Origin of the sequence: [Scytonema hofmanni] UTEX 2349 (genome assembly GCF_000582685.1) — a bacterium.
Lineage (GTDB): Bacteria > Cyanobacteriota > Cyanobacteriia > Cyanobacteriales > Nostocaceae > Hassallia > Hassallia hofmanni.
This window is the reverse complement of sequence record NZ_KK073768.1, coordinates 4,591,742-4,614,559: the sequence shown is the minus strand read 5'-3', so window position 1 is coordinate 4,614,559 and position 22,818 is coordinate 4,591,742. Positions and strand designations below refer to the sequence as shown.

24 protein-coding genes are annotated in these 22,818 nt (G+C 40.9%); 11 read left to right on the top strand and 13 right to left on the bottom strand.

All coding sequences use genetic code 11. The annotated features are described in order from the left end of the window. Positions 1-55 precede the first annotated feature (55 nt). The 4 genes from TOL9009_RS0125965 to TOL9009_RS0125950 all read left to right on the top strand — a co-directional run bounded on the left by TOL9009_RS0125965 (position 56) and on the right by TOL9009_RS0125950 (position 2,327). Entirely contained in the window at positions 56-406 is a 351-nt protein-coding gene (locus TOL9009_RS0125965; RefSeq protein WP_029635920.1) for a hypothetical protein, read from the top strand. Between the two features lie 273 nt (positions 407-679). After that, on the top strand, positions 680-1,195 hold the full coding sequence (locus tag TOL9009_RS0125960) for a hypothetical protein (protein WP_029635918.1): 516 nt from the start codon (positions 680-682) through the stop codon (positions 1,193-1,195). Positions 1,196-1,229: 34 nt separating this feature from the next. Next, positions 1,230-1,613, top strand: a complete 384-nt coding sequence (locus TOL9009_RS0125955) for a hypothetical protein (protein ID WP_029635916.1) — start codon at positions 1,230-1,232, stop codon at positions 1,611-1,613. Positions 1,614-1,778: 165 nt separating this feature from the next. Next, positions 1,779-2,327: a hypothetical protein gene (locus TOL9009_RS0125950; RefSeq protein WP_029635914.1), complete on the top strand. Its 549-nt coding sequence runs from the start codon at positions 1,779-1,781 to the stop codon at positions 2,325-2,327. A 252-nt stretch (positions 2,328-2,579) separates the two neighbouring features. Here the strand turns inward: TOL9009_RS0125950 and TOL9009_RS0125945 are convergent, their stop codons facing one another. The 4 genes from TOL9009_RS0125945 to TOL9009_RS0125930 all read right to left on the bottom strand — a co-directional run bounded on the left by TOL9009_RS0125945 (position 2,580) and on the right by TOL9009_RS0125930 (position 7,029). Next, the gene (locus TOL9009_RS0125945) at positions 2,580-3,029 is read right to left on the bottom strand and encodes a PIN domain-containing protein (RefSeq protein WP_029635911.1); all 450 of its coding nucleotides are present in this window, start codon (positions 3,027-3,029) and stop codon (positions 2,580-2,582) included. A gap of 440 nt (positions 3,030-3,469) precedes the next feature. After that, positions 3,470-4,741, bottom strand: a complete 1,272-nt coding sequence (mltA, locus tag TOL9009_RS0125940) for a murein transglycosylase A (protein ID WP_029635909.1) — start codon at positions 4,739-4,741, stop codon at positions 3,470-3,472. Between the two features lie 461 nt (positions 4,742-5,202). Next, the gene (locus tag TOL9009_RS0125935) at positions 5,203-5,520 is read right to left on the bottom strand and encodes a hypothetical protein (protein WP_144238339.1); all 318 of its coding nucleotides are present in this window, start codon (positions 5,518-5,520) and stop codon (positions 5,203-5,205) included. A gap of 165 nt (positions 5,521-5,685) precedes the next feature. Continuing rightward, positions 5,686-7,029, bottom strand: coding sequence for a proton extrusion protein PcxA (locus tag TOL9009_RS0125930; RefSeq protein ID WP_186227650.1), 1,344 nt, complete (start codon positions 7,027-7,029; stop codon positions 5,686-5,688). 79 nt (positions 7,030-7,108) lie between these two features. Between TOL9009_RS0125930 and TOL9009_RS0125925 the strand changes: the two genes are divergently transcribed. Next, positions 7,109-9,415, top strand: coding sequence for a hypothetical protein (locus TOL9009_RS0125925; RefSeq protein ID WP_029635903.1), 2,307 nt, complete (start codon positions 7,109-7,111; stop codon positions 9,413-9,415). Positions 9,416-9,446: 31 nt separating this feature from the next. Here the strand turns inward: TOL9009_RS0125925 and TOL9009_RS0125920 are convergent, their stop codons facing one another. Continuing rightward, positions 9,447-10,937, bottom strand: coding sequence for an AAA-like domain-containing protein (locus TOL9009_RS0125920; protein ID WP_029635901.1), 1,491 nt, complete (start codon positions 10,935-10,937; stop codon positions 9,447-9,449). Between the two features lie 574 nt (positions 10,938-11,511). Here TOL9009_RS0125920 and TOL9009_RS0125915 point away from each other — a divergent pair. Next, positions 11,512-12,003 carry a hypothetical protein gene (locus TOL9009_RS0125915; protein ID WP_029635899.1) on the top strand — a complete coding sequence of 164 codons (492 nt, stop codon included), beginning with the start codon at positions 11,512-11,514 and terminating at the stop codon, positions 12,001-12,003. A 32-nt stretch (positions 12,004-12,035) separates the two neighbouring features. Here TOL9009_RS0125915 and TOL9009_RS49685 read toward each other — a convergent pair whose 3' ends face one another. From TOL9009_RS49685 to TOL9009_RS0125905, 3 genes are all read right to left on the bottom strand, one after another. Next, a complete protein-coding gene (locus TOL9009_RS49685; RefSeq protein ID WP_260675943.1) occupies positions 12,036-12,170 on the bottom strand; it encodes a hypothetical protein in 135 nt (44 codons plus the stop codon). A gap of 236 nt (positions 12,171-12,406) precedes the next feature. Then, complete coding sequence (locus tag TOL9009_RS0125910) at positions 12,407-12,748, bottom strand: XisI protein (RefSeq protein WP_029635897.1); 342 nt, start codon at positions 12,746-12,748, stop codon at positions 12,407-12,409. Beyond that, complete coding sequence (locus TOL9009_RS0125905; RefSeq protein ID WP_029635894.1) at positions 12,736-13,152, bottom strand: XisH family protein; 417 nt, start codon at positions 13,150-13,152, stop codon at positions 12,736-12,738. The genes TOL9009_RS0125910 and TOL9009_RS0125905 overlap by 13 nt, the downstream gene beginning before the upstream one ends. A 574-nt stretch (positions 13,153-13,726) precedes the next feature. Here TOL9009_RS0125905 and TOL9009_RS0125900 point away from each other — a divergent pair. After that, on the top strand, positions 13,727-14,407 hold the full coding sequence (locus tag TOL9009_RS0125900; protein ID WP_029635892.1) for a hypothetical protein: 681 nt from the start codon (positions 13,727-13,729) through the stop codon (positions 14,405-14,407). Between the two features lie 9 nt (positions 14,408-14,416). Here TOL9009_RS0125900 and TOL9009_RS0125895 read toward each other — a convergent pair whose 3' ends face one another. The 4 genes from TOL9009_RS0125895 to ruvC all read right to left on the bottom strand — a co-directional run bounded on the left by TOL9009_RS0125895 (position 14,417) and on the right by ruvC (position 16,641). Then, positions 14,417-14,995, bottom strand: a complete 579-nt coding sequence (locus TOL9009_RS0125895; protein WP_029635890.1) for a Uma2 family endonuclease — start codon at positions 14,993-14,995, stop codon at positions 14,417-14,419. A 63-nt stretch (positions 14,996-15,058) separates the two neighbouring features. Then, positions 15,059-15,496, bottom strand: a complete 438-nt coding sequence (locus TOL9009_RS0125890) for a DUF29 family protein (RefSeq protein ID WP_029635888.1) — start codon at positions 15,494-15,496, stop codon at positions 15,059-15,061. 183 nt (positions 15,497-15,679) lie between these two features. Then, a complete protein-coding gene (locus tag TOL9009_RS0125885; protein WP_029635886.1) occupies positions 15,680-16,006 on the bottom strand; it encodes a DUF433 domain-containing protein in 327 nt (108 codons plus the stop codon). Positions 16,007-16,149: 143 nt separating this feature from the next. After that, positions 16,150-16,641: a crossover junction endodeoxyribonuclease RuvC gene (gene ruvC, locus TOL9009_RS0125880; protein ID WP_029635884.1), complete on the bottom strand. Its 492-nt coding sequence runs from the start codon at positions 16,639-16,641 to the stop codon at positions 16,150-16,152. 174 nt (positions 16,642-16,815) lie between these two features. On the opposite strand from ruvC, the gene TOL9009_RS0125875 reads away from it, so the two are divergent. From TOL9009_RS0125875 to tsaE, 3 genes are read left to right on the top strand one after another with little or no spacing between them, the layout of a single operon-like run. Then, on the top strand, positions 16,816-18,195 hold the full coding sequence (locus TOL9009_RS0125875) for a gluconeogenesis factor YvcK family protein (RefSeq protein WP_029635882.1): 1,380 nt from the start codon (positions 16,816-16,818) through the stop codon (positions 18,193-18,195). A gap of 12 nt (positions 18,196-18,207) precedes the next feature. Further along, positions 18,208-18,354 (top strand): hypothetical protein, encoded by a 147-nt coding sequence (locus TOL9009_RS47765; protein WP_186227649.1) that lies wholly within the window; start codon positions 18,208-18,210, stop codon positions 18,352-18,354. Further along, complete coding sequence (tsaE, locus tag TOL9009_RS0125870; RefSeq protein ID WP_029635880.1) at positions 18,351-18,809, top strand: tRNA (adenosine(37)-N6)-threonylcarbamoyltransferase complex ATPase subunit type 1 TsaE; 459 nt, start codon at positions 18,351-18,353, stop codon at positions 18,807-18,809. Before TOL9009_RS47765 ends, tsaE begins: the two co-directional genes overlap by 4 nt. Before the next feature lie 1,189 nt (positions 18,810-19,998). Here the strand turns inward: tsaE and TOL9009_RS0125865 are convergent. Continuing rightward, the gene (locus TOL9009_RS0125865) at positions 19,999-21,318 is read right to left on the bottom strand and encodes a dihydroorotase (protein WP_029635878.1); all 1,320 of its coding nucleotides are present in this window, start codon (positions 21,316-21,318) and stop codon (positions 19,999-20,001) included. A gap of 247 nt (positions 21,319-21,565) precedes the next feature. Between TOL9009_RS0125865 and lepB the strand changes: the two genes are divergently transcribed. Beyond that, positions 21,566-22,210, top strand: coding sequence for a signal peptidase I (lepB, locus tag TOL9009_RS0125855; RefSeq protein WP_029635876.1), 645 nt, complete (start codon positions 21,566-21,568; stop codon positions 22,208-22,210). Positions 22,211-22,818 lie beyond the last annotated feature (608 nt).

The following is a 22,818-nucleotide window of genomic DNA, read 5'->3' as shown; positions in this document are numbered from 1 at the left end:
TCTAAAGCAACGCCAACTCGAAATCAGTAAGAAATTTCAAATCGGATTCAAAAATATGTTGAAGAAAACTTCCGTTTTTAGTCTTTTAGCCGCAGCAATGATTATAGCACCATCTGCTGCTTTCGCAGGGGATTCCGGTACTCGCCAAGAGCTTAATCAAAGTGCTACTTCGATTAACAACAGCCGAGTTGATCAAGCAGCTACCCAAACGAGCATTCAGTACCGCAACAACAGAGCAGGTTCTCGCTACGGCAGCTATAACTGCCCAGCAAACCAGCAATCACAACGCTCAAATCAGCGTATTGACCAAAATGGTGTAGCGATCAATGATAGCGTTGTCAGCCAACGTGCCAACCAAGCAAACTTGCAACGTCAAGTTGGTGCCGGTCAACGTTACTGCCGTTAAAGCACTTGTGTTATCAGCTATCAGCTATCCAGTTTGGAACTTAAAATACTGCTGCTGTGGTTGGTGACTAAACCCTTGATTAATTCTACTGCCACGAGAAGGGTGTTGTGAAATAATTAATTCTCAAACCCGCCCGGATCGCTTTCAAGTCGAATTAGTCTGTTAGCAAGCCTGTGGTGTGGTGCTGACAGCTTTTACAGGGGTATTACCGATTTGCTAGCTTGCGAAGCAGAAAAAAAAATCGGTTTTTTCTATTAGGAGAGTGATTAAGTTATGTTTCCCAAACAAACAGTTTCATTACTAGCAGTCTTATCTGCGCTAATTGCATTACCAAGTGGAATTGCCAGAGCCGGTGAAATCTACGTTCAAACTGATAACGTTCAAGTCTCGGTTGGCAATGACAGCGGTATCCGGATTAACACTACTCCCACACACACATACTTGTTTCCCCGTTGGCTGTCTGCACCGATCGCATCACCTAGCGGCTTTATCACAGCAGGTAACACGATAGTTCAAACTGACGACGTAATGGTCGATTTTGATGACGACGATGACGACGACATCAGGGTTAACACAATTCCCAGAAGAAGAACAACTATTATTCGCACTCCAACGCAGATTTATCGACCAAATAGTGTTCGGACTTACGGAAATTGGAAAAACCCCCGCTCAACCCCGTCCATGCGGTGTAATGGCAGAAATATAACAAGGACAACCACTCAAAGCCAGAGTTCTGGTAGGGCAGTTAACCGCAGTTATAGTTCGATGACAACAACAACTTGTCAATAGTTTACGTTTTGTTTATTTCCATTAGGATACAACCATGAATTTAAAATTACTTTCTCTTGGTATTTTCTCAGTTGTAAGTGTATCTCCTTTCTTGGTGCCTTCGTTTACTCCTAAAGCTGAAGCTGGATGTGTTGCAGTTGACGTGGCAGCGCAAGTAGCGGTTGACGGTTCCAGAACACGTTCGCAATCCAATAATGTTAGTCAACGCTTTGACCCGAATTGCAGTGGTGGCAGTGTGACCAGCGTCGGCAACCAAGTTTGTGTTTCTAGCAAGTGCGATCAAAGACGGACTAGCAATCAGTCTGTTAGTGGAAGTGGCAGATACAACACTGGTGGTCGAAATATTCAAATTAGAGTCAATCCTAAAGTGCATGTATACAACCGAGCTGCTGACCCTAACTTTCTTAACAAGAAGTAAATTAGCCCAATATTTATAGATTGGGTGTAACGATTTTAATCGTTTTGAATTCCCCTCCGGGGGAATTTCGCCATAAATATTTTCTTAACATTACTTTGGGGAGTTTCCTTCCTTGAGGAGTTGGGTTTAAACTCATACTATATACTCAAGGGAGTAAGTCTAATTATGAAAAAAATTCTCATGGCTTTTGGAAGCAGCGTTGCTTTTCTTATAGCGACGATGTTTGTAGCTCAAAGCTTCAATCAAAGCAACGAAAATCAAAATACTTTTCTGCGATCGGATAACACTAGTATTAACTCAGACAGTACTAGCGTTAACTCAGCTACCAATAATGACGATGATGATATGAAAGACTCTGGAACTTTTCTTAGCCAACAAAACGATCAATCATCTCAGTATCAACGAAGCACTCTCAATGTGGATGCAGCTAGTCTTAGTCAACCTCATATTCTCAGCATTAATAGCTCTGCAACTCAATTGAAAGGTCAGATTGTTGTTGATGGTAAAGTGGTGAAAAGACTAAACAAAAATAGTTCTGAGATTAATCTCTCACCTTATCTATCAATGGGACAACACAATGTGGAAATTACTGCGCGTTATTCTCCCCCAACCTCTGGGGTCAGTGTACAAATAAACGGTCCTGGAACAAATGTCGCTCAACAAAATAGCGGTGATGGTGCTTTGAATTACAAAATTGATGTTAACGTCCAATAGCGTGAATCAACTTTTGTTTAATCTAAAATGGTATGTACGTAGAGACGTAGCATTGCTACGTCTCTACAATAATTTGGGGCTTAATTGAAAGGTATTTGCTTATAGCCTGCGGGCTTTTTGCACATTTGGAATGCTCCCCTAATATTTGTTTTTTGTAGTGAGGACTTTAGTCCTCATCAGATAAGGACTGAAGTCCTTACTACGAGCTTATCAACGTTATATGATTAGACATTGTATGAAGCAAGTTTATGATTAACTAGTTCTAGTTGCTTGTAATTGATTTTCTAGATTTGCCCGCAACCGCAAGTCTGCGACTGACCAAATCCAAAACTTGTTAGAACATAAAGCAAAATCATCATGTTTATGGGTAACGATCGCATCTAATTTTTCATAACTAGCACAAACTAATTCTACGGCAGATTCAAAATCTCGAAGTGGTGAAGAGCGTGCTTGTTGTAAAATTATCTGATCGACAGTGCAAATCTGAATTTTATCTTGTAACCAATCAACGACTATTTCTGCTATTTTAATACCTTGAAAACGACTCGCATAATCGTAAATTTTCTGCCAACCAACATCTGTTACATACATTTGTATTGACGGGTGTACTCTATCCAATAGTTCTCTGATATTTCCAATAAATTCGGTGCGATTAATCAAAGCTTCTAAAATTAAATCAGCATCAACTAAAATCCTGATCACTTTAACCCCCCAGAATATCTGAAATTGTGTGTGAGAAAGTTTTGTTCAAAAATCAAATAGGAGTCCTATATATAAGTTCTTCAAAGAATATTTCTGATTTGATTTGACTTAATCTTATTGGCAAAAGAGAGTTACTTGGTAAATAAAAATAGGTTTTCACATTAGCAATTAGGACAAAAATTACAGATTTCGGATGGTAAATTGAAATGACGACTTAGAATTTTTGTAGTTCCTAGCTATTCATGAAGAGGGTAAAGGATTAGATTCACCTAGATAAACAAAGTGAAGATAAAACACAATTTTTAGGGCAAAGACTTGTGATTATATCACTAAGTTGGAAAAATAAGCGTTAGATGAATTGTTAACTTTATAAAAATCACTTTTCAAACACCATCATGATAGTTGTAAATATTAGTTCCGCTTTTACTAGGGAAATAAGTTTATTTCTGGGACTTAAGTAGCAGATAATATAGTTGTCCATCACTGACAGTTACACCAGCGCGATCGCCTGCCACTTTCCCAGTACCTAAAAAATAATCCACCCTTCCCGCACCTTTAATCGCACCTCCAGTATCTTGATCGAGAACGTAACGGCTGACGATTCGATGCTCCATTTCCCCACTAGACTTGACAAAGGGAAAAGGAGCGCGAATTAACGCTAAAGCACCAGGAGGCATGATAGATTTATCTGTAGCAATTGAACGCTCTGGAGAAAGTGCCACTTGGATAGAACCTTGCGCTGCTGCACCGAAGTTTTCTTGAAAAAAAACAAAGCTGGGATCGCGAGGAATATAGATATTTAGCGCTTGTGGTTGCTTATGAAAATAATCCAGGATAATCGGCATTGTCATCCCCTCAAGGGGTAATATTCCATCATTAGCCAATTCTCGTCCGATGCTTTTGTAGTTGTAAGCTGTATTACCGGCATAGCCTACGGTAGTTTGTGTGCCATCGGTCAAATCAAGTTTGGCAGATCCTTGTATTTGAATCATATATGGTTCCAGGCGATCGCGAAACCAAAACAACTCTAAACCCCCCAACTTTCCTGCTTGACCTTGCAATCCATCAACTCCCTCTAGTTGCACTCGTGTCGGATGAGGTTTTGACCAAGATTGGATATCAGCAGGCAATTTATAAATCGGATAGCGATACTCTGCGGTAGGAACACGACTAGCAGCATAAAGTGGTTCATAATAAGCGGTGAACAAAACAGAACCTTTGTTGTCTTTACCAATTGACTGATAAAGGACAAAATCGCGCTCAATAGCTGTATGAAGTTCTGTAGCAGATTTAGATTTTAGCAGCAGTTCGCGGAATCTTTGCAGACTTTTGCTGACGCGATCGCGTGTAATTCCCGGCACTGATGAGTTTTTGTAAGCCGTATCTGCATTACTGGTTTGCAAATATCCCAAACTGCGATCGATAGCTTGTAAAAGTATCTTTTTATCTGGTAACTGAGTATTTTCACCTTGAAATAAAACTTGATCCAAACAAGACGTATCACCCTCACAACAAGCTACTGGCGACCTTTGGATAAGTACTGGAGATGAAGCTTTTTGATTTTTGGTTTTCAATAACACTGGTAGATCCCACTTTTTGACTTGACATTCCGGTGGACTGAGTTCCGGCTGTCCAAAACTTGGCATCCGTACTAGAAGTATTAACAAAACTACGGGTATGCTGAGAGTGATGATTGTCAGAGTCTTTTTCATCGAAAAATGTCTAATGAAAATTTTTAATATTTAATTCCCTAGTCATGTTACTTAGAAAACTACAGTTTTTCATAACTCACTTTTTAGATGAAAAAGTCTTGATTTTCGGTTTCTGCGAAAATCAGCGGATCTAACCAAGCTGAAAGATATCTCAGCAAAGCTCCTGGGAACTTTCAGCTGTGCTGTATCTATATGATGAGCTTGGGAGATTTATGCAAGTTCCGGAAAAATTAGTTACATTTTTTAACTTTGGCAAGACTAATCAATAGACATCTGGTAAAAAACATGTAGAGACTACCAAGTGCTACGTCTAATCAAGGGTTGTGGACAACGCATAATAAGCATAGCGATCGCGCAAGTTGTAAAAACCCCCACACCTGTCCGAATAAGGGATAGATGCAGGGGTTGTGTCTTCATAACCGTTAAACTAAAGTAGTTTACGCATCACGACTCGTAACTTGTTAACAAGATGTTGTTGTCATGGTACTATAACTACGGTTAACCGAAGTGCCAGACCTATTGGTTTGAGTACTTCGCTGGGTTATTTTTTTGCCATTACAAATATTTGGTGTTGATTGAGAATTTTTCCAAACGCTGTAACGCTGGTTGCGATTTGATAGAACACGTGCTCTTGACGTAGGTACGCGATTAGGAACGATAATTGTTTGTCTGGGAGTCGAGTTAATTATTGTAGTACCGTTTTCATTGACTCTAACTCTCATGCTGCCGGTCTGAACGTCAATGTCCTGTGCTGTGGCAATACCAGCTGGTAATACCATCAGCGCAGAGACTGCTAATAATGAAAGTGTTTGTTTGATAATCATGGCTTGGCTTTATGACTCTATTAGTAGAAAAGACTGATTTTTTTCTGCTTTGTTCGCAAGCAAATAGCAAAACTTTACTTGTCTAGTAAGTAATACTCGGTAACTATTTTTACCCAAAGCTTATTCATTCATATTGCGGTAGGTTGCTACTGCTGAAGGTGATATGCGGTTTAGGTATCGGAAGATCCAGTACTTAAATATGGTATCTAAAATTACTGGAAAAGTGGCAATAAACAAGAAAATGAAATCGTGATTACCTGGTAGTCCCCAATGACGTGATATACCCTCTAGAAGCACTTCCCATCCATGAGGTGAGTGAAATCCGACAAAAACATCTGTAAACAAAATAATAATAAATGCTTTGGCACTATCACTCAGACCATATACTATATTATCTAAGAAATCTTTGATTACGGCAATGGAGGGTTTACTCACCAGTAAAAGCGAGATAACAGCAACAACCGAGCAAAGGTCAGCAAAAACATTTTTAATCGCACTTGAGCTTTCGGCACGAAATTCTTGGGCAATCTCAAGAGCCTTTTCTTTTACCTCGTTTTTCATCTCCTCAGGAGATAGGGGGGTTAATCTGCCTATAAGAATGTCGAACTTTGTTCTCTGTTCAAATTTTTCTAGTGCTTGGAGTGCTTCTTCTTCCATTTCATAATTGATGAAGATTCCAGTTTGCTCGGAACTTCTAAAACTATCAACAAGTGGTCCGACAACCAATGTTTTTGATAGTTGATGAGTTAGAATTGGCACTATAATTAATAGTAAAAGAAATCTGACAGATATAATTGTTCTTCTTTGAGCCTGACGAAAGTTTTTAACAACATCTTGTTCGGATTTCGGATCTAACTCAACTTGCAAACGAGTAATAGTACTTAAAATTGAACGAGGCAATATTCCGGTTGAATTTGCCTTATTTAGGGGTTTTTTATCCCAAGTTTTACTTGAGAACCTTTGCGCTAATGGTGCCGGTGCAATATTTGGTGCGATCGCTGAATCTAAAGGAATATTTTCCAGTTTAGGATCGGTAACTAAATCTGAAGAAGTTGTTTCATAATCAAAAGTGGTGTATTTGGCGATAACTTCATCGATAAATTTAAGTTTTTCTAAAATTGTCGCCGGATTAGTATATTCTATCCCTGCTTTCTTGGCAGCTTTTTCGTTAGATTCGCTGAGAAAATAACGGCTAGCTTTAAACTCTGTCAGCCGCATTCGAGCAATTTTTAATTGTTTTTGCAGATCTGACTCAAAATAATCCATCATGCTGTTGGTGTATTTAGATGAGTCAAAGTCTATTTTATTACCATTAAAATATTCGTCTTCTATACCCTTAATGTGTAACGCTGCTTTGTAAGCTTGCTCTAGAGAACGTTCTGCTGTCACTAAGTACCATCGGTAAGCAGCTAGCAGAAAATTATATACTTTTTGGCGAAAAAAAGAAATCTTCATCGTCGGCAATCATCCAGCACTTTTTGGTGATTATTAACTTTAAGTTAACGCATAAGCTATAATAAGAGATTAACTTTGGAGATGGTTTGTGGTTTCTGATTCACTTTGGATTGTAGGCGCTAGCCGCAGTGGTAAGACTGCTCGCTTGGTGAAGCAGTTCTGTAATTGGCTGCAAACTGAAAATCCAAACCAGGAATTATTTTATACTAAAAAGCCAGGACAAAAAAAAGATTTACCCCGACAAAAATACCCCTATCTTCAGCAAACAAAACCAGCAGTTTTAGTGTTTGCCGCCAATGACGATAATCGACGACAGTTGGCAGATAGAATTATTACATCAACTCAGGGAAAATATCCAGTACGTGCTAAGACGATCTTGGGGTTTTTTCAGGATGAGATTATTTTATTTTGGCCCCTATTAATTCAATCTTTACACTTAAAAGCTCAATTTCCGGTTAGATTACGTCCAGAGACTGAGCAAGAATTAGCAACTAAGCTTTGGCGATCGCATTTGGATGAAAACTTTCTCCAAGCTTTGGGAGGTTCGGAGTATCGAGTTGTGCGTCGCATCCTGGACTTATTGCAATTAGCGGCTTACAGTGGTGTACCCTGCGAAGATATTAGCCAAATTTTAACAAAAGCTATATTACCACAAGAAAATACGGTAAATTTAGATCCGCAATTGTTAGGCACTTTGCTTTTAGATTGGCGTAACTGGTGTTTGGAAAGGGGATTATTGACTTATGGAATTATCACCGAACTTTGGTGTCAACATTTGTTAAGCGATCGCCTTTATCAACAGCGCTTAATTAAACGTTACCAAGCAGTGTTAGCTGATGACGTAGATGAGTATCCAGGGGTAGCACGTCGCTTATTTGACTTTTTGTTAGATCAAGGTGCTGTAGGAGCTTTTACTTACAATCCTGATGGGGGTGTGCGCTGGGGATTGGGAGCAGATCCGAAATACGTAGAAGAGTTAGGAAGGCGTTGTCGAGTAGAAATTTTAAATCAACCAGCAGAAAACAGCCTTGCAGATACGCTTACCGTGCCGATGGTGGAATTAGTTACAGAATCGATGCTTTCGAGTTTACCAGAGGTAGTGCGATCGATTCAAACGACATCCCGCGCTCAACTGTTGCGACAAACAGCAGAAGAAATTGTCAAAGCGATCAAAACTGGAGAAGTTGAAGCCGATCAAGTTGCAATAATTGCACCTGGTTTAGATGCGATCGCTCGTTATACCCTAGTAGAAATTCTAACTAAGCAAGGAATATTTTTAGAATCCCTCAACGACCAACGCCCTTTGATTGCTTCACCAATTATCCGTGCCTTACTTACACTTATGGCACTAGTTTATCCTGATTTGGGACGCTTGGTAGACCGAGATGCTGTAGCTGAGATGCTGGTTGTTTTGAGTAAGGGATATAGCGGGGGGGAGGGGGGGAAAGATGAATTATTATTTCCTTCTTTGGTTTCTAGTCATTACATCGACCCAGTAAGAGCAGGATTAATAGCAGATTACTGCTTTGTGCCGCATCTTGATCGCCCGAATTTGCTTGCCGTTACTGCCTTCGATCGCTGGGATAGAATCGGCTATGCAGCGACTAAAGCGTATACTCAGATATTAGAGTGGATAGAACAACAGCGATCGCAACAAGAATTACGACTTATCCCCAGTCCAATTTCCTTATTAGATAGAGCAATTCAACGCTTTTTGTGGAATGGTAGCAATCTCCCCTACGAACAATTAGCCCCACTGCGGGAATTACTGGAAACCGCCCAACATTACTGGGAAATTGATACCAGGTTACGGCAGACGCCATTATCTGGAGCGGGGATGGGGGCAGGGAAAGCAGGGGGAGATGAGGGAGCAGGGGGAGCAGGGGGAGCAGGAGGGGGACAAACAAGAATTTCTTCTTTATCTCCCTTATCTCCCTTATCCCCCTTATCTCCCCTCTCCCCCTCCTCTACAGTCGGTGAATTTATACAACTGCTGCGTCGGGGAACCATTACCGCTAACCCTTACCCAATGCGTCCTGTAGGACCAGCTAGCAAAGCTGTCACCTTAGCGACAATTTTTCAATATCGCGCAAGTAGGCGATCGCACCGCTGGCATTTTTGGCTGGATGCTGGTTCACCTTTATGGTCAAAAGGTGGTGCAGCAACCTTATTTGGTGCCCCTTTCTTTCTGCAACACAGATTAGGACAGCCTTGGACAGCAGAAGACGATAAATTGTCAGAACAACAGCGATTACAACGCATTTTAGCTGATTTGCTATCTCGTGTATCACAGAGAGTATATTTGTGTCACAGCGAATTAGCTGTGAACGGACAAGAACAACTTGGTCCGTTATTGCCTTTAGTAAATGCTTGCGTATCAGCACCGACACTGTAGAAGGGTGCGGTGTGCCTGTTCTTGGCAACCCCTAATTGTTGATTTGCCGCAGGCGATCGCTAAAAAACGGACGAAATAACTCGCAGGCAGGATTTGCCATTATACCATGCAAATGCACCAACCCCATCTTGTACAATTGTGAGGCGGTGCAAGCCTCACAATATACAAGATTTGATTGCTTGACGATTTCTGTAAACAATGGTACTAAATCGGGATAGCGTTGCAGGTTCCACCATTGTTGTTTTAGATGCTCTGCATAGATGGTGGTGGCGATCGCAGAATTTTCTAACAATTCTTCCAGGGTTACTGTCTGTTGCTGAAGGTAATAAAAAGCCAACTGCAAGCGATAGGGATGTCCTCCCAAAAGGGTAATCAATTGCTCAATTTGTTGCACCGTCATTTCCTCTCCCCACCGATTTGCAAAATCCTGCACCTGAGCCGGGGTAAACTCAGGTAACTCAATAACTAGCCCAGTATTCAACAGTGAGGGATTGATCGAGGGAGGCATCAGGATTTCAGTAGAATGAACCGTCACCAGTCGCAGCTTGTGCCAAGGATTAATGTCTGCATCGCTTTCTTTGGCTTGCTCAGACCAGGTTCGCAAAAGTAGGAGAAATTCACGAGCAATGTCCGGGTAGGCAAAAAGCTCGTTGAGTTCATCGATGGCAATCACCAGGGAGCGATTCTCCCTTGAAGACCCTGCGCGAACGAGTTTGGCTAAGAGAATCTTCTCTAAGTAGTCCGTAGTGTTCGATTTGCTACCCAACGAGTTATCCCAAAAAGATGCGATCGCCCAAAGGGCGATCGCATCTGGCAAGTCTAACTGCTTGCTGACTCTGACACAGAACCATTGTAGGAAGCGTTCTAGGTTCTGTAAAATCTCCTCGTCGGCAAGTTGCAAGTTCAGGGAAACAGTGCGATCGCCATTCATTTGAGAATAAGCCAGGATGCGGGTCATTAGGGAGGTTTTGCCCATTTGCTTGGGGGCACGGATGTTGACCAGCGCACCAGGTTCCTGGATGGCTTCGTAACAGAGGGATTCGAGAATGGGACGGTCAATGTAAAAGACTGAATCCAGGGGCATCTGCCCTCCTGGTACGATTGGGGGACGAGGTTGCAGATTGTCAGGCGATCGTTCCATTTTGTAGGTTTGAGGCGGATTGGTGCGAGAATCGCAGACTGGTTCGATAGGACAATAGTTTTCATTCGCGGACATTGAGCCAATCTCGGCAAGATTGTCTTGATCAGGCTCCAGGTAGAGATAATCGTCCTTTAACAAAGTTAGATTAAAGGCATTGAAGCAGCACTCCAGGGTTCGCTTATCGACTCCAGTTGAGCCATTAAAGACCTTGCTGAGGGTATTGGGGGTTAAACCTGTTTTTTCACTGAGGTCTTCGAGAGTGTATCGCTTAAAGTTTTGCTGAATTTCTACCTCGGCTTTTGCTTGATTGAGTTTCCTTGAGCCTTGAGCCGTCAGAGTCGCACCCCGTCGCCGTAGTTGATTTTTTGATTGTAATTGCATTTTTAACTCTCAAATACAGGATCAGAATGTGCTTAGTAATCTGCTTATTAGTTATAGGTGAATACTGTTATGATTTATGCACTTTACAAGTTTATGCAGTATAGTTACAAATCTTACAAATAAAATTCCAAAAAGTTCATTCTCAACGCGCCCATCCTTGACAATTTCAAGAAAAGTCTATATTGTCAATACTTCTAAATACATAAATATACTGCAAACGGCTCATAGTTGAACTTTTTGCACCGGCTGTAAGCTTTGCGTGATAAAGCTTTTGTGATTATTGAAAAGTAAAGCTCCAAGCCGTTTTGAGTATATATAAGCTTTGAATTGGAGTTTGCTCAGGATAAGGTAAACGGAAGCATAGTTCTTAACTTGGTGGTTTTTCCAAAATTAAGAATGACGTTAACTAATGGTTGCGAGGTTATTAAATTTTTCGTAACTCAAACCAATATGGGGAATAGCTTTGGGAAATTGCTGGTGCTAAATCCTTAACTTTTTTCTTAAAATTGTAAACTTTGGTGGCTTGGTTTTGGTTGAAGGTGCAAGCTAAGAGCAATTAGAAGGGAAAAAACAGATGACAAACGCAATAAAAATAGTTGGCGGTGGTGATTACGAGCCGAACCTGGAAAAATTGGGGTTAAAACCTTACAACTCTGAAATGCTTGTGACTGAGAAAGTGACTGCAACGGCGGTCGTACCAATAGTGATAGCAAGTGTATCCTTGATTGTGGGGCTTGCAAATGGTATCATGGGATGGTTGGCAGCAATAGGGCGGGATAACGAGAAACGTGAGGCATTTACTAGAAATTTTGTAGAGGAAGCACACAAACAATTTCCTGATTACAATGTTGTGATTATCCACACACAACATAGCACCTGGGGGACTTGGATACACCAGCACGTTGAACTTCCTATGACGATTGGAACCTGCGGTTATGAAATATATTTCTCGGTCAGAGGTCAAGGGTTCACCTTGGCAAATAATGGTGATGGTGGATATCTAAATTGGGCATACTATGGTGAGTACACCCGAAACAGTAACTCTATCTCGGCAATAGAGTACTAATTAGTGCGATCGCTGCTCTTGTAGCGACTGTGTTAAAAGTCAAGCGATCGCTCATGGATGATGGTTGATAAGGGTGCGATGTCTGTTCTCAAGAGTGCGATCGCCGCTCTTGTAGCGACTGTCTTAAAAGTAATGCGTAGGCGAAGCCCGTCGTAGACATCGCCCATGTATGAAAGTATTGGAGCGTGGGATGTCTGTTCTCAAAAGTGCGATCGCGTGATGTTGTAGCGACTGTCTTAAACAGAGGTGATCGCTCATGTAGGACGGTTGATGAGCGTGCGATCGCGGATCTTGTAGGGTGCATTAATATTAATGCAATGCACCATCTAAATTCTCCTCCAAATGACGTATTAATGGTGAGTTACGCGCTTCGCTAACCCACCCTACGAAATTTTAGTGTAATTTAAGCAACAGCAAACTCAGTTAACTTACGACTTTCTGGATCGTAGAAAGCTAGAACAATATCCTCTTTCGGTACATTTTCCCTTAATAACTCAGTAGCAATTCCTTCCTCCGTCCAATCTTCCTCAATATAAATCTTCTCATTTTTAATGCGAATATGAACTTGAATATTTCTGATTTTTTTCTTTCCTTCCCAACCCATAAACAGCCAAAAATATTGATCATGTATCTCGTCAAAAACAAGGCAACTTTCTTGATCTAAATTGGCTGAACCAGAAACCCATTCGTGATATTCTGTTAAGATTTTTATAATATAATTACGATATTTTTTTAATTTATCCATTGTAAAATTTCCTCCTTTTCCATCTCAACAACAATCAAAAGTAATTGATTTATTTTAGTAATATCTTGAATGGACTCCCGTTTAAAAAAGTTTTCGTAAATACTGTCCTTAATTGCTAAATAAATTTGATATTCTGGTTCAGTAAGATTAATGAAGTTTCGATATAAAATATATTGTCCTAAAGCCAGTTCAAAATCTCTCATTGGTGAGGCGCTTAAAAAGCTTTTAATTTCGACAACAATTTTGCGTCCATTTTGTTCAGCAGCAATAGGTTTTTCTGCTGCTAAATCAGCAAATAATTCAGCATCTTTGTATTTAATTTTATAAGGATCAGCTAAAATGCTCCAACCGTCTTTAATCAAAGCATTTTTAACCGCATCGTGGTAAACATCTTTTGCTGGCATTATCCTCCTTGTAATTTACACAATCATTTTAAACAAAAATTTTAAGTGCGATGTCTGTTCTCAAAAGTGCGATCGCTGCTCTTGTAGCGACTGTCTTAAAAGTAAGGCGATCGCTTTATATAAGAATAGAGACTTAAACTCGTCACCTTATATCTTGCAATCGCGCAGTATTTGTGCTAAAAAACCCCGACCAATCGTCCCCCCTTCAGACCGAAACCACTGTTTGACGCCCATCACTATGTATCAAAATATGATGACTTCCGCTTACCCTAGCAACTTCTGATCGCACCATGTATAAATGTTGATGAGCGTGCGATCGCTGATTTTGTAGGTTAGCTTAACCCAAGGAAACCCAACATTATTTTAATCCATTTCAGTCCCATAACCTTTGAATGGGATAAGCATCAAACTTGACCCTTTTTGAATTCAAAATTCACGCATTTAAAATTCCCAGAGGAAGAAATAAATAATCAGGGTGGTGCTACATGAACAAAGCCCGCCTACGAGGACTAATTAGAGCTTCGTTTTTATGGATAAATGGTAGAATATACAAAATTCGATCCTAAACATAAATTTGCTCACACAGATATTTCCTCGCATTCAGCAAGCGAAAGATTTTGTTTATCAAAGCGTTGATTCTCTAACCAAATCAGCGCAGCAAGTTAAAGAATCTTGGCAGCAAACAGCAACGACAACTGTTGAACAAGCTAAAAGTTCATTAGAACAGTCTTGGCAAAATGCTGACCAAATTAAGAATACAACATCGAGAGCAGTTGAAAGCGCGATCGCATCTTCGGTGAATGATTGGATTACTCAACATCCAACTATTTTCCGGATAATGCAAGTCCTTAGTTGGGGGAGTAATCACCCAATCATCAGTTTAGTAATTCTGCTTTTGGTGATTGCGATCGCCTCAAGTATCATCAAAGCTATTGTACGCTTAATTGAAACGGCTAGTTGGTCAATTCTTCAAGTTCCTTTTAAATTACTTTTTGCCTTAATTAAAGTTAGTTTTTTCTCATTTACAAAAGCTGGCAATATCGCGATTAAAAAACTCACATCACATGAACCAGTTAATAATCTACCAGCTTTGCCACCTGCAACTTCTCAAGAAATTCACAAAGATAAACAGCAAAGACTTACAGAAATTACTCTGCGGTTAGAGGAAATTCAATTCGAGCAAAAGCAACTTTTGCAAGAAGCTACAGAACTTTTGGCTACAGATGCGATGGAGATGAAAAAACAGAGTCCGTAAGGTGTACTTTTATTCTTCTGTTTCAAATACAACACCTTCATACAACCATTCGATAGGAAACTCAAATTCAATGCTTGATAGGGTGATAATGTCTCCAACAGTGTAGGGATAGTAAAGCCACATTCTTCCCTCTCCCCGACAGTAACATTCCACGGAAATTTTCTCCGAATCAATTAAGATATAATCTTGCAAAGTGGGGATTGTCAGGTAGTAAGTGAATTTTTCACCCCTATCTTTACCGCTTGTACCAGGAGAGAGAACTTCCGCAATTAGTTTAGGATTTTGAATAAATTTGCGGGCGTTGAGGTCTTGAGGGTCACAACTGACGATAACATCAGGATAGTAATATGGACTTTTAGGACTAACTTGCACCTTCACGTCTGACACGTTCGCTCGACAACCTCTGGAACGTAAATGTGGGCGTAGGGCAGTGTAAAGATTTAGAGCAATATCATTATTGGGAATTGTACCACCTGTCATGGCAAAGAGTTCGCCGTTGACATATTCGTAGCGAACGTCTTGGTCAGGTTCCCATTGGAGATATTCCTCAATGGTCATTTTTTGCGGTTGTTCGGGAATGGCTATCATAGGAAGATTTTTCAAGCTTGCCTTGATTGTAGCAACAGAAGCGCAACGAATGATTGATTAGCGTTAGCTGAGGTTATTTCGCTCTAAAATTAAGTCTATCGCCATTTTAATAATCTCTTCACACTCTACCATTTCGCTAATTTCTTCAGCTTCATAGCTTCCTTCAAATACTTCTATAGCTGCTTCTCTCAAAGCAGATTCATAGGCATCATGTATAGTTTCTAATAATTCTTCTTCAGTTAAATAAGTACCCTTTCCTTTGCGACGCTGATTGCTGCGTTGAATTTGCTTAACTGAGTTGAAAATAGAAGTTTCCCAAGATTTAGTTGTTCGCTTTTCAGCCATTTTTTTAATTAGATGTAACAATAAAATGATGGCATAGCTAAATATTTTATTGAGTTTATCAAGTTTACTCATCTCCTCTAATTCTTCGACAATGATGAGAGCTTCTGCTACTTTTCCTTGGTGCAGTAGTTCCTTTATTTCTAGCAGTTCTTCCATTAGCTATTAACCCTACTTTACTCAATTTCAGTAATAGTAAAAATCGTCATTTTTATTGAATCTTCGCAACTTACTTGTTGTTATAACTACAATATTCCATAAGTTTATGACGAAAATTTATCACAAAAACTCTGCGTCACTCTGCGCTTACCTCCGTGTACCTTTGCGTTTAAAATTCCGTATTTAAGCCACCTCATTAGCGCGGATAACAGTTTCAATTTCTTCAGGATAAGCATCTGCATATACCCAAGCATTAACTAAATCGGCTGCACTAATATAAGGATAATCTTGCAAAAGTTGGGCTTCAGGAATGCCAAGACGACGCGCTTCAACTAATAGCCAAACAGAAATACGGGTTCCAGTAATGCAAGCTTCTCCACCGCAAACACCAGGTGTTTTAGTAATACCTTTAGCTCCAATATTGATAGTTTGAGTTAGACTTTGGATAATTGCGGCTTTTTCCGTTGGGAGTAGAGCAAGGATTTGATGTTCTAGTTCTTGGAGAGTCATAGAGTAACTCCTTAATTTTTACTGTAGTTGTTTAATTGTAGCCACGGGGGTAAGATGAGCATCTGAAATTGCGATTGATCGCGCATATTCCAAAACCGCTATATTATTGTTTAGTTTCCAAGGTTTTTATTCGTCTAAAATATTTAAATCTGATACCACGCTGTTAACGCTACCGCCAAAGCATCTGAAGCATCATCAGGCTTGGGGATATAATCTAAATCTAACTCTCGCGCTACCGCATCTTGGACTTCCGACTTTTCGGCATTGCCATACCCCGTTAACGCTAGTTTAATTTGGGCAGGTGTAAATTCCACATAGGGTAAGCGACGCTGCCCTAAGACTAAAATCATCACACCCCGCGCTTGTGCAACTAAGATAGTACTTGACATACGATAGAAGAATAATTTCTCGATCGCTACCAAATCGGGTTTAAATTCCTCCATCAGGGTGTGCAAATCGTCGAACAAGGTAGACAGTCGCTGTCCCATTTCCGCATCTGACGGCGTTCTGATAACACCAAAATCCAGCATATCTACTGTTGTGCTTTGTACCTTAGCTTGACTTTGTTTGCAAGTTATGGCACCAAATCCTAAAATTGCCAGTCCTGGATCTAATCCTAAAATTCGCTTTTCCATTAGTTTCGGTTTTACCAAACCAGGGTATTGTTTTACTGGGATGCTGGCAAGTTTAACTAGTAGCTCTTAATGTAATGGAATCAAAAAATTTAATAATTCCACATTTGGCGTTAAACCCAGGTGCTGTAAATTTTCTCTTATTCACTGTTCTAAACACATTGTTTATTTTCAGGTATGTCAATTGGTTTTCTCAGACAAGCTTTAAACACCTTGCAAGCACAGTCGCGTCGTCGCACTTCCCATAGGGTTAATCAGTGGTTCAAATGGTTATCCCCCGGTATATCGGTGAAACGCTGGTTGCTCATCTCGGTTGCGGGTGTAGTGCTAGCAAGTCTGGGATTGGCTATTTGGATTAAGCTGACACCAATTTTTTGGGTGCTTGAGTTTCTCCGGGGTTTTTTGGGAGTAATCACCGATGTCTTACCCAATTATATTAGTGGACCTTTGGTTATATTGTTTGGCTTGCTGTTGCTTCTCTGGGGGCAAACCCGCACTGTAGGCTCAATTACTAAGGTTCTCAGACCACAAGGACAAAGTGAAGAAGAATTAATTGATGTATTATTGGCGCATCGTCGATTGTACCGGGGACCGAAAATTGTCGTGATTGGCGGTGGTACGGGACTTTCCACATTGCTGAGAGGACTGAAAACCTACAGTGCCAATATTACCGCCATTGTCACCGTCGCTGATGATGGCGGTTCTTCTGGACGGTTGCGCCAAGAATTTGGCGTGTTACCACCAGGAGATATTCGTAACTGTTTAGCAGCACTAGCAGACGAAGAAAAGCTTTTAACCGAACTGTTTCAATACCGCTTCAAAGCTGGAGATGGCTTGACGGGTCACAGTTTTGGTAACTTGTTTTTAACGGCGATGAGTGATATAACCGGAGATTTAGAACGAGCCGTCGCTGCTAGTTCCAAAGTGCTAGCGGTGCGAGGACAAGTATTACCCGCAACTTTGAGCGATGTTCGCCTTTGGGCTGAGTTAGCCGATGGTCGCCGAATTGAGGGGGAGTCGAGCATTCCCGAAGCTGGGGGTACTATTGTGAAAATTGGCTGCATTCCGGCTAATCCGCCAGCTTTGCCAACAGCTATCAAGGCAATTAATGAAGCAGATTATATCATAATTGGTCCGGGTAGTCTATATACTAGTCTGATTCCTAATTTGTTGGTTCCACAAATTGCCGATGCGATCGCCGCATCCCTTGCCCCCCGTATTTATGTCTGCAATATCATGACTCAACCGGGTGAAACTCAAGGATACACTGTTTCTGACCACATTAGAGCAATTGATGCCGCTTGTGGACGACAGCTTTTTGATGCTGTATTAGTACATAAAAAATCCCCTAGCGCTCATTCACTAATCCGCTACGCTCAACAAAACTCTCATCCGGTCTTTCTCGATCGCGAAGCTGTATTGAATTTGGGACGAAGAATTGTCTTAGCAAATATTTTGTTTGAAGATGATATCGGCTGCGTCCGTCACAATCCTCAGAAATTAGCACGAGTTTTGTTGCGGTGGTACAGTGGCGCCCATCAGGGGATGGGGAGGTAGGGGGATGGGGAGATGGCGGAGATGAGGGAGATGAGGGAGACATTTTATAATCCAATGCCCAATGCCCAATGCCCAATGCCCAATGCCCAATGCCCCATGCCCAATGCCCAATGCCCAATGCCCAATGCCCAATGCCCAATGCCCAATACCCAATTATGAAAATTGTTCTTGGAAGTGCAGATGCGACACACGAGCTTGGCTTCACTTTTGGTCGATCGCTGACTGCTGGTAGTGTAATTTTACTCAAAGGTGATTTAGGTGCTGGCAAAACTACGTTAGTGCAAGGTATTGGCGCAGGTTTGGGTATCACCGAACCTATTGTTAGTCCCACTTTCACTTTGATTAATGAGTATGATGAAGGGCGTCTCCCCCTATACCACCTCGATTTATATCGCTTAGAATCAAAGGAAGTCGTAACTTTGAATTTAGAAACCTACTGGGAAGGAATTGAAGTTACGCCAGGAATTGTGGCTATCGAATGGGCAGAGCGAATGCCGTACCAGCCAGATAGTTATCTCAAAGTGTGTTTGAGCTTTGGAGATGAGGGTATACGTCAAGCAGAAATTACAGCGTTTAATTGCTTGATTAACTCAGCGATCGCACGGCTAATATAACTCTTGTCAATGAGAGCAAGACACACTTTTTTTAGAACTCAAGCCGAAATCAACGCACTTGTCAACTCCCTACAGTAATAGGGGATTGTCGGTCAGTGGAATAATACCAGAGCCGAAACACGCATTCGCTGTGAACATAATTGTCTTCGGTGCGCGATCGCACTATCTCGCATTGGTGACGTTCAACTAAGACCGCAAGCGATACATACTGTAAGCTACCCTAACGCCGCATTCGTTTCCCACTTTTGGGATTAGGGAATTGGCAATGTCTGTAGCAAGCACATCTGCTAACACCTCCCACCATCGACGCTAAAAAAATGAAAACCCAGAAATTGCTTATTTCTCGCGACACCAAAAAATGTCTGAAAACAGTTGATGTCAAATTGAGGGCTGGTCAAATCTGCCACTACCACGCTCGTCAGAGTCATTTTCAAAATTTGTCATTTTAGTTACCAGTTTTTATTAGCCATTTTTCTACAACGATAGATTTATCAAGCATTTACATTGGATATTTGATAGCCAATGTAAATGATGTTATACGCATTTTTAATTATAAATACGCATATGCTTTATGACTCAATTATAAAAATAAACTCGGTACAGCAGTATTTTGGCGGCTGAGAGACTACGAATTTTGCCCGACTTCTCGTACCTGCTCTCAACTACTAGCAACTGTAAAGAACGAATGCAGATAGCCAACACAAGTGAACGGTGAGGCGTTGTGCTCACCCAAGCCTGGGTCGGCAGGCTTTGGCAACGCCCCAAGCTGAAGCCTGGGGGCTTAATCGAACCGTATTGACTTCAGTCCCTACAGCGCTTTGAACCCCAACGCCAGATGCTTACTGCTGTGTATGCAATAGTGCAAAAAAGAATGAGTCTTGAGGTCTATAATTAGTATTGCCAAGTTGTTTTCAAAATGTACTCAGTAGAAATCGCTAATTATAAATTAATGATATAAATTACTTTGATTTTTTTAAGATAAAAATATATTATTATCGCGAATTATGTAGTTAATACTGAAGCCAAACCAGGTTAACTCAACTATCGAAATGTAAAGACGTTCCGCCGGAACGTCTCTACGACGACAGGTAGGTTTTTATTCCTGTTAATTAAACGGACATGATATCTAATTGTTTTTTGATTTATTCATTTTGAATGCATGAATTCAAAAAAGGTCATAAATGCAGTTCTACAAAAAATTTAAAGCTTGACCCCGCACATCGGTATTCAATTTGCCTTTGTCATAAACAATTTCACCGTTGACAATAGTTGTCACAGCCCATCCGGTGAGATTCCAGCCTTCAAAAGGACTCCAACCGCATTTAGTTAACAATTCCTCGCGTCGGACTTGGCGGTAGGTTTGCAAATCTACTAAAACTAAATCAGCATCAAACCCAGGTGCGATCGCTCCTTTATGAGGAATACCATACGATGAAGCTACAGCGGTTGACATCCAATTCACAACTTGGGCAACACTACATCGCCCCTGCATGGCAGCAGTTAACATTAAAGCTAGAGAAGTTTCCACCCCAGGCATTCCAGAAGGGCTGTTGGGATATTCGAGAGCCTTCTCCTCTAAAGTGTGAGGTGCATGATCTGTGGCAATGAAATCAATTACCCCATCGCGCAAAGCTTGCCAAAGAACTTCATTATCGTGAGGCGATCGCAAAGGTGGATTCATCTGCGCTAAAGTGCCAATCTTCTCATAAGCGCTGGTATTTAGCAGTAAATGTTGTGGTGTCACCTCTGCCGTTACCCAACTCGGCTTATCTTGACGCAGCAATTGGGCTTCTTCTGCCGTTGACATATGGAGAATATGCAGCCGACGTTGATATTTTTTAGAAAGTTTTAACGCTAGCTTAGTTGCCAAAAGTGCCGCTTCATTGTCTTGAATTTGCGAGTGAACAGCAGGATCGTGAATTCCGGCAAATTCCTGACGACGTTCATTGATTCTGGCTTGGTCTTCTGCGTGAACGGCAATTAAGCGATCGCCATGAGCAAATATAGCATCAAGTGCCGCTTCTTGAGACACCAGTAAGTTACCGTGCATTGATCCCATAAAAATCTTAATTCCTGGTGTCGGCTGGGAAGAAAGCAAAGAAGGCAGATTTTCTGGAGTTGCGCCAATAAAAAAGCCATAATTAACCAGGCACTTGCTTTGAGCGCGTTGCAACTTGTCGTCTAAAGCTTGCTGGGTAATCGTCAGGGGACGAGTATTCGGCATTTCTAGAAACGAGGTAACTCCCCCCTTAGCACAAGCACAACTGGCAGTGAACAAGTCTTCCTTGTGCTCTAGTCCTGGTTCCCGGAAGTGTACCTGGGGGTCAATTACCCCTGGCAACAAAGTTAACCCATCTGCGTCAATTTCTGTTGTTGGTGTTGCCGAGGAGATTTCTGGAGCGACTTCAATAATTTGGCGATCGCGGGTCAGGACATCCCCTACTATTAACTCACCATTAGGTAGAATAATGCGAGCGCCGCGAATCAGTAAACTTTTTGGAGATGACATGGAGTTAAGACCCAGAACGAAAATTAGCTTTTATCGTGACAGAAAACAATTATTTTCGGTTAAATTGGTTGCACTATTCGTAACAAATGTTCGCACTTTGGTGACAAAAAAGTTTATTTTTTAACTAGAAATCACCATATCAAGATGCCAAAATAACCAGAAAATCACATTTCCCCAGTTAAAATGAACGAATACAGTGACTGTGGTAGTTTAATTAACTGCATCTTCCTTTTACTTCAGTAATTTAATGCATAATAAAGTGTCTGATAACAACTCTAACCAACAACCTGATAATTCCTGGATCGCAGAACTAGGTAGAACAGTAGTATTAAGTATAATTCTTGCCTTGGGAATTCGCACCTTTGTTGCGGAAGCTCGTTGGATTCCCTCTGGTTCAATGGAACCTACCCTGCACGGTTCGGAAAATCAGTGGGAGGCAGACAAAATCATTGTTGATAAGTTGAAGTATAAATTTTCTGACCCACAGCGAGGAGACATTGTAGTATTTTCACCTACGGAAGAGTTGAAAAAAGAACAATATCAAGATGCTTTTATTAAACGTATAATTGGTTTACCCGGAGAAAAAGTAGAACTGAGGAATGGCAAAGTATACATCAATAACAAACCGCTTCAGGAAATCAATTACCTCAACCAAGACTTACGTACAGAAAAAGAAGTTTGCACCTCAGGACCGCAGCCTCCTTTTTTAGCTAAATCCGTGACTATACCGCCTAACTCATATTTGGTGCTAGGAGACAACCGCACCCAGAGTTATGATGGTCGCTGTTGGGGTGTTGTCCCTCGCGAAAACATTATTGGTCGTGCTGTACTTCGTTTTTGGCCTTTAAATCATATTGGCGGAATCGATAAGGGACCAGTGTATTCAAATTAAAGATAATTTCGCAAGCAGAATATACCACAATGAACTGCACCCGCAAAATAAAGTATCGCCATCTTTAAAACAGCAAAATTTTTGGATAGGGACAAGTGATATTATGTCCTGATAATTAACATTAATAAAAATATCGCAACCCTCGTAAAGACGTTCCGCTCGTAAAGACGTTCCGCTCGTAAAGACGTTCCGCCGGAACGTCTCTACTTATGTATGTTAAAGCTAACAAAGATTTATATCTGATGTTAGAGAATGTCTCAAAAGTATAGGACTTACGCACTCGTTACCAGAAAACAAGACTTTGAGATTGCTTCCTTGGATCGCAATGACGGAAATACGTAGTTCGTGCGTAAGTCCTAAAGTAAAGCCTCTTTGTCAAGAATATTTTCAATTTTGAGGGTGCGTTGATGTAGTTGAACGCACTCTATTTTTTTCGTGTCCGTGGAGAAGGGGGAGAATTAATTCCAAATTAAAGTAGAAGTGCGATTGAGAACGGTAGTAACAAGAGAAAGAAGAAAATAAGTAATTTTGTGGTGGAAAAAAGTAATTTTAGAATAAGTTAAACAAATTCCTCAAAATAAGCCGTTAATTTTCCGCGTTTTCCGAGG

Excerpts from the sequence above, each read along its gene's own strand:
- mltA (WP_029635909.1), bottom strand. The coding sequence starts at position 4,741 with ATGAAAAAGACTCTGACAATCATCACTCTCAGCATACCCGTAGTTTTG.
- TOL9009_RS0125935 (WP_144238339.1), bottom strand. The coding sequence starts at position 5,520 with ATGGTATTACCAGCTGGTATTGCCACAGCACAGGACATTGACGTTCAG.
- TOL9009_RS0125965 (WP_029635920.1), top strand. The coding sequence starts at position 56 with ATGTTGAAGAAAACTTCCGTTTTTAGTCTTTTAGCCGCAGCAATGATT.
- TOL9009_RS0125875 (WP_029635882.1), top strand. The coding sequence starts at position 16,816 with ATGTCAATTGGTTTTCTCAGACAAGCTTTAAACACCTTGCAAGCACAG.
- TOL9009_RS0125905 (WP_029635894.1), bottom strand. The coding sequence starts at position 13,152 with ATGCCAGCAAAAGATGTTTACCACGATGCGGTTAAAAATGCTTTGATT.
- TOL9009_RS0125895 (WP_029635890.1), bottom strand. The coding sequence starts at position 14,995 with ATGATAGCCATTCCCGAACAACCGCAAAAAATGACCATTGAGGAATAT.
- TOL9009_RS0125910 (WP_029635897.1), bottom strand. The coding sequence starts at position 12,748 with ATGGATAAATTAAAAAAATATCGTAATTATATTATAAAAATCTTAACA.
- ruvC (WP_029635884.1), bottom strand. The coding sequence starts at position 16,641 with ATGGAAAAGCGAATTTTAGGATTAGATCCAGGACTGGCAATTTTAGGA.
- TOL9009_RS0125865 (WP_029635878.1), bottom strand. The coding sequence starts at position 21,318 with ATGTCATCTCCAAAAAGTTTACTGATTCGCGGCGCTCGCATTATTCTA.
- TOL9009_RS0125915 (WP_029635899.1), top strand. The coding sequence starts at position 11,512 with ATGACAAACGCAATAAAAATAGTTGGCGGTGGTGATTACGAGCCGAAC.
- TOL9009_RS0125960 (WP_029635918.1), top strand. The coding sequence starts at position 680 with ATGTTTCCCAAACAAACAGTTTCATTACTAGCAGTCTTATCTGCGCTA.
- TOL9009_RS0125920 (WP_029635901.1), bottom strand. The coding sequence starts at position 10,937 with ATGCAATTACAATCAAAAAATCAACTACGGCGACGGGGTGCGACTCTG.
- TOL9009_RS0125890 (WP_029635888.1), bottom strand. The coding sequence starts at position 15,496 with ATGGAAGAACTGCTAGAAATAAAGGAACTACTGCACCAAGGAAAAGTA.
- tsaE (WP_029635880.1), top strand. The coding sequence starts at position 18,351 with ATGAAAATTGTTCTTGGAAGTGCAGATGCGACACACGAGCTTGGCTTC.
- TOL9009_RS47765 (WP_186227649.1), top strand. The coding sequence starts at position 18,208 with ATGGCGGAGATGAGGGAGATGAGGGAGACATTTTATAATCCAATGCCC.
- TOL9009_RS0125955 (WP_029635916.1), top strand. The coding sequence starts at position 1,230 with ATGAATTTAAAATTACTTTCTCTTGGTATTTTCTCAGTTGTAAGTGTA.
- TOL9009_RS49685 (WP_260675943.1), bottom strand. The coding sequence starts at position 12,170 with ATGGGCGATGTCTACGACGGGCTTCGCCTACGCATTACTTTTAAGACA.
- TOL9009_RS0125885 (WP_029635886.1), bottom strand. The coding sequence starts at position 16,006 with ATGACTCTCCAAGAACTAGAACATCAAATCCTTGCTCTACTCCCAACG.
- lepB (WP_029635876.1), top strand. The coding sequence starts at position 21,566 with ATGCATAATAAAGTGTCTGATAACAACTCTAACCAACAACCTGATAAT.
- TOL9009_RS0125950 (WP_029635914.1), top strand. The coding sequence starts at position 1,779 with ATGAAAAAAATTCTCATGGCTTTTGGAAGCAGCGTTGCTTTTCTTATA.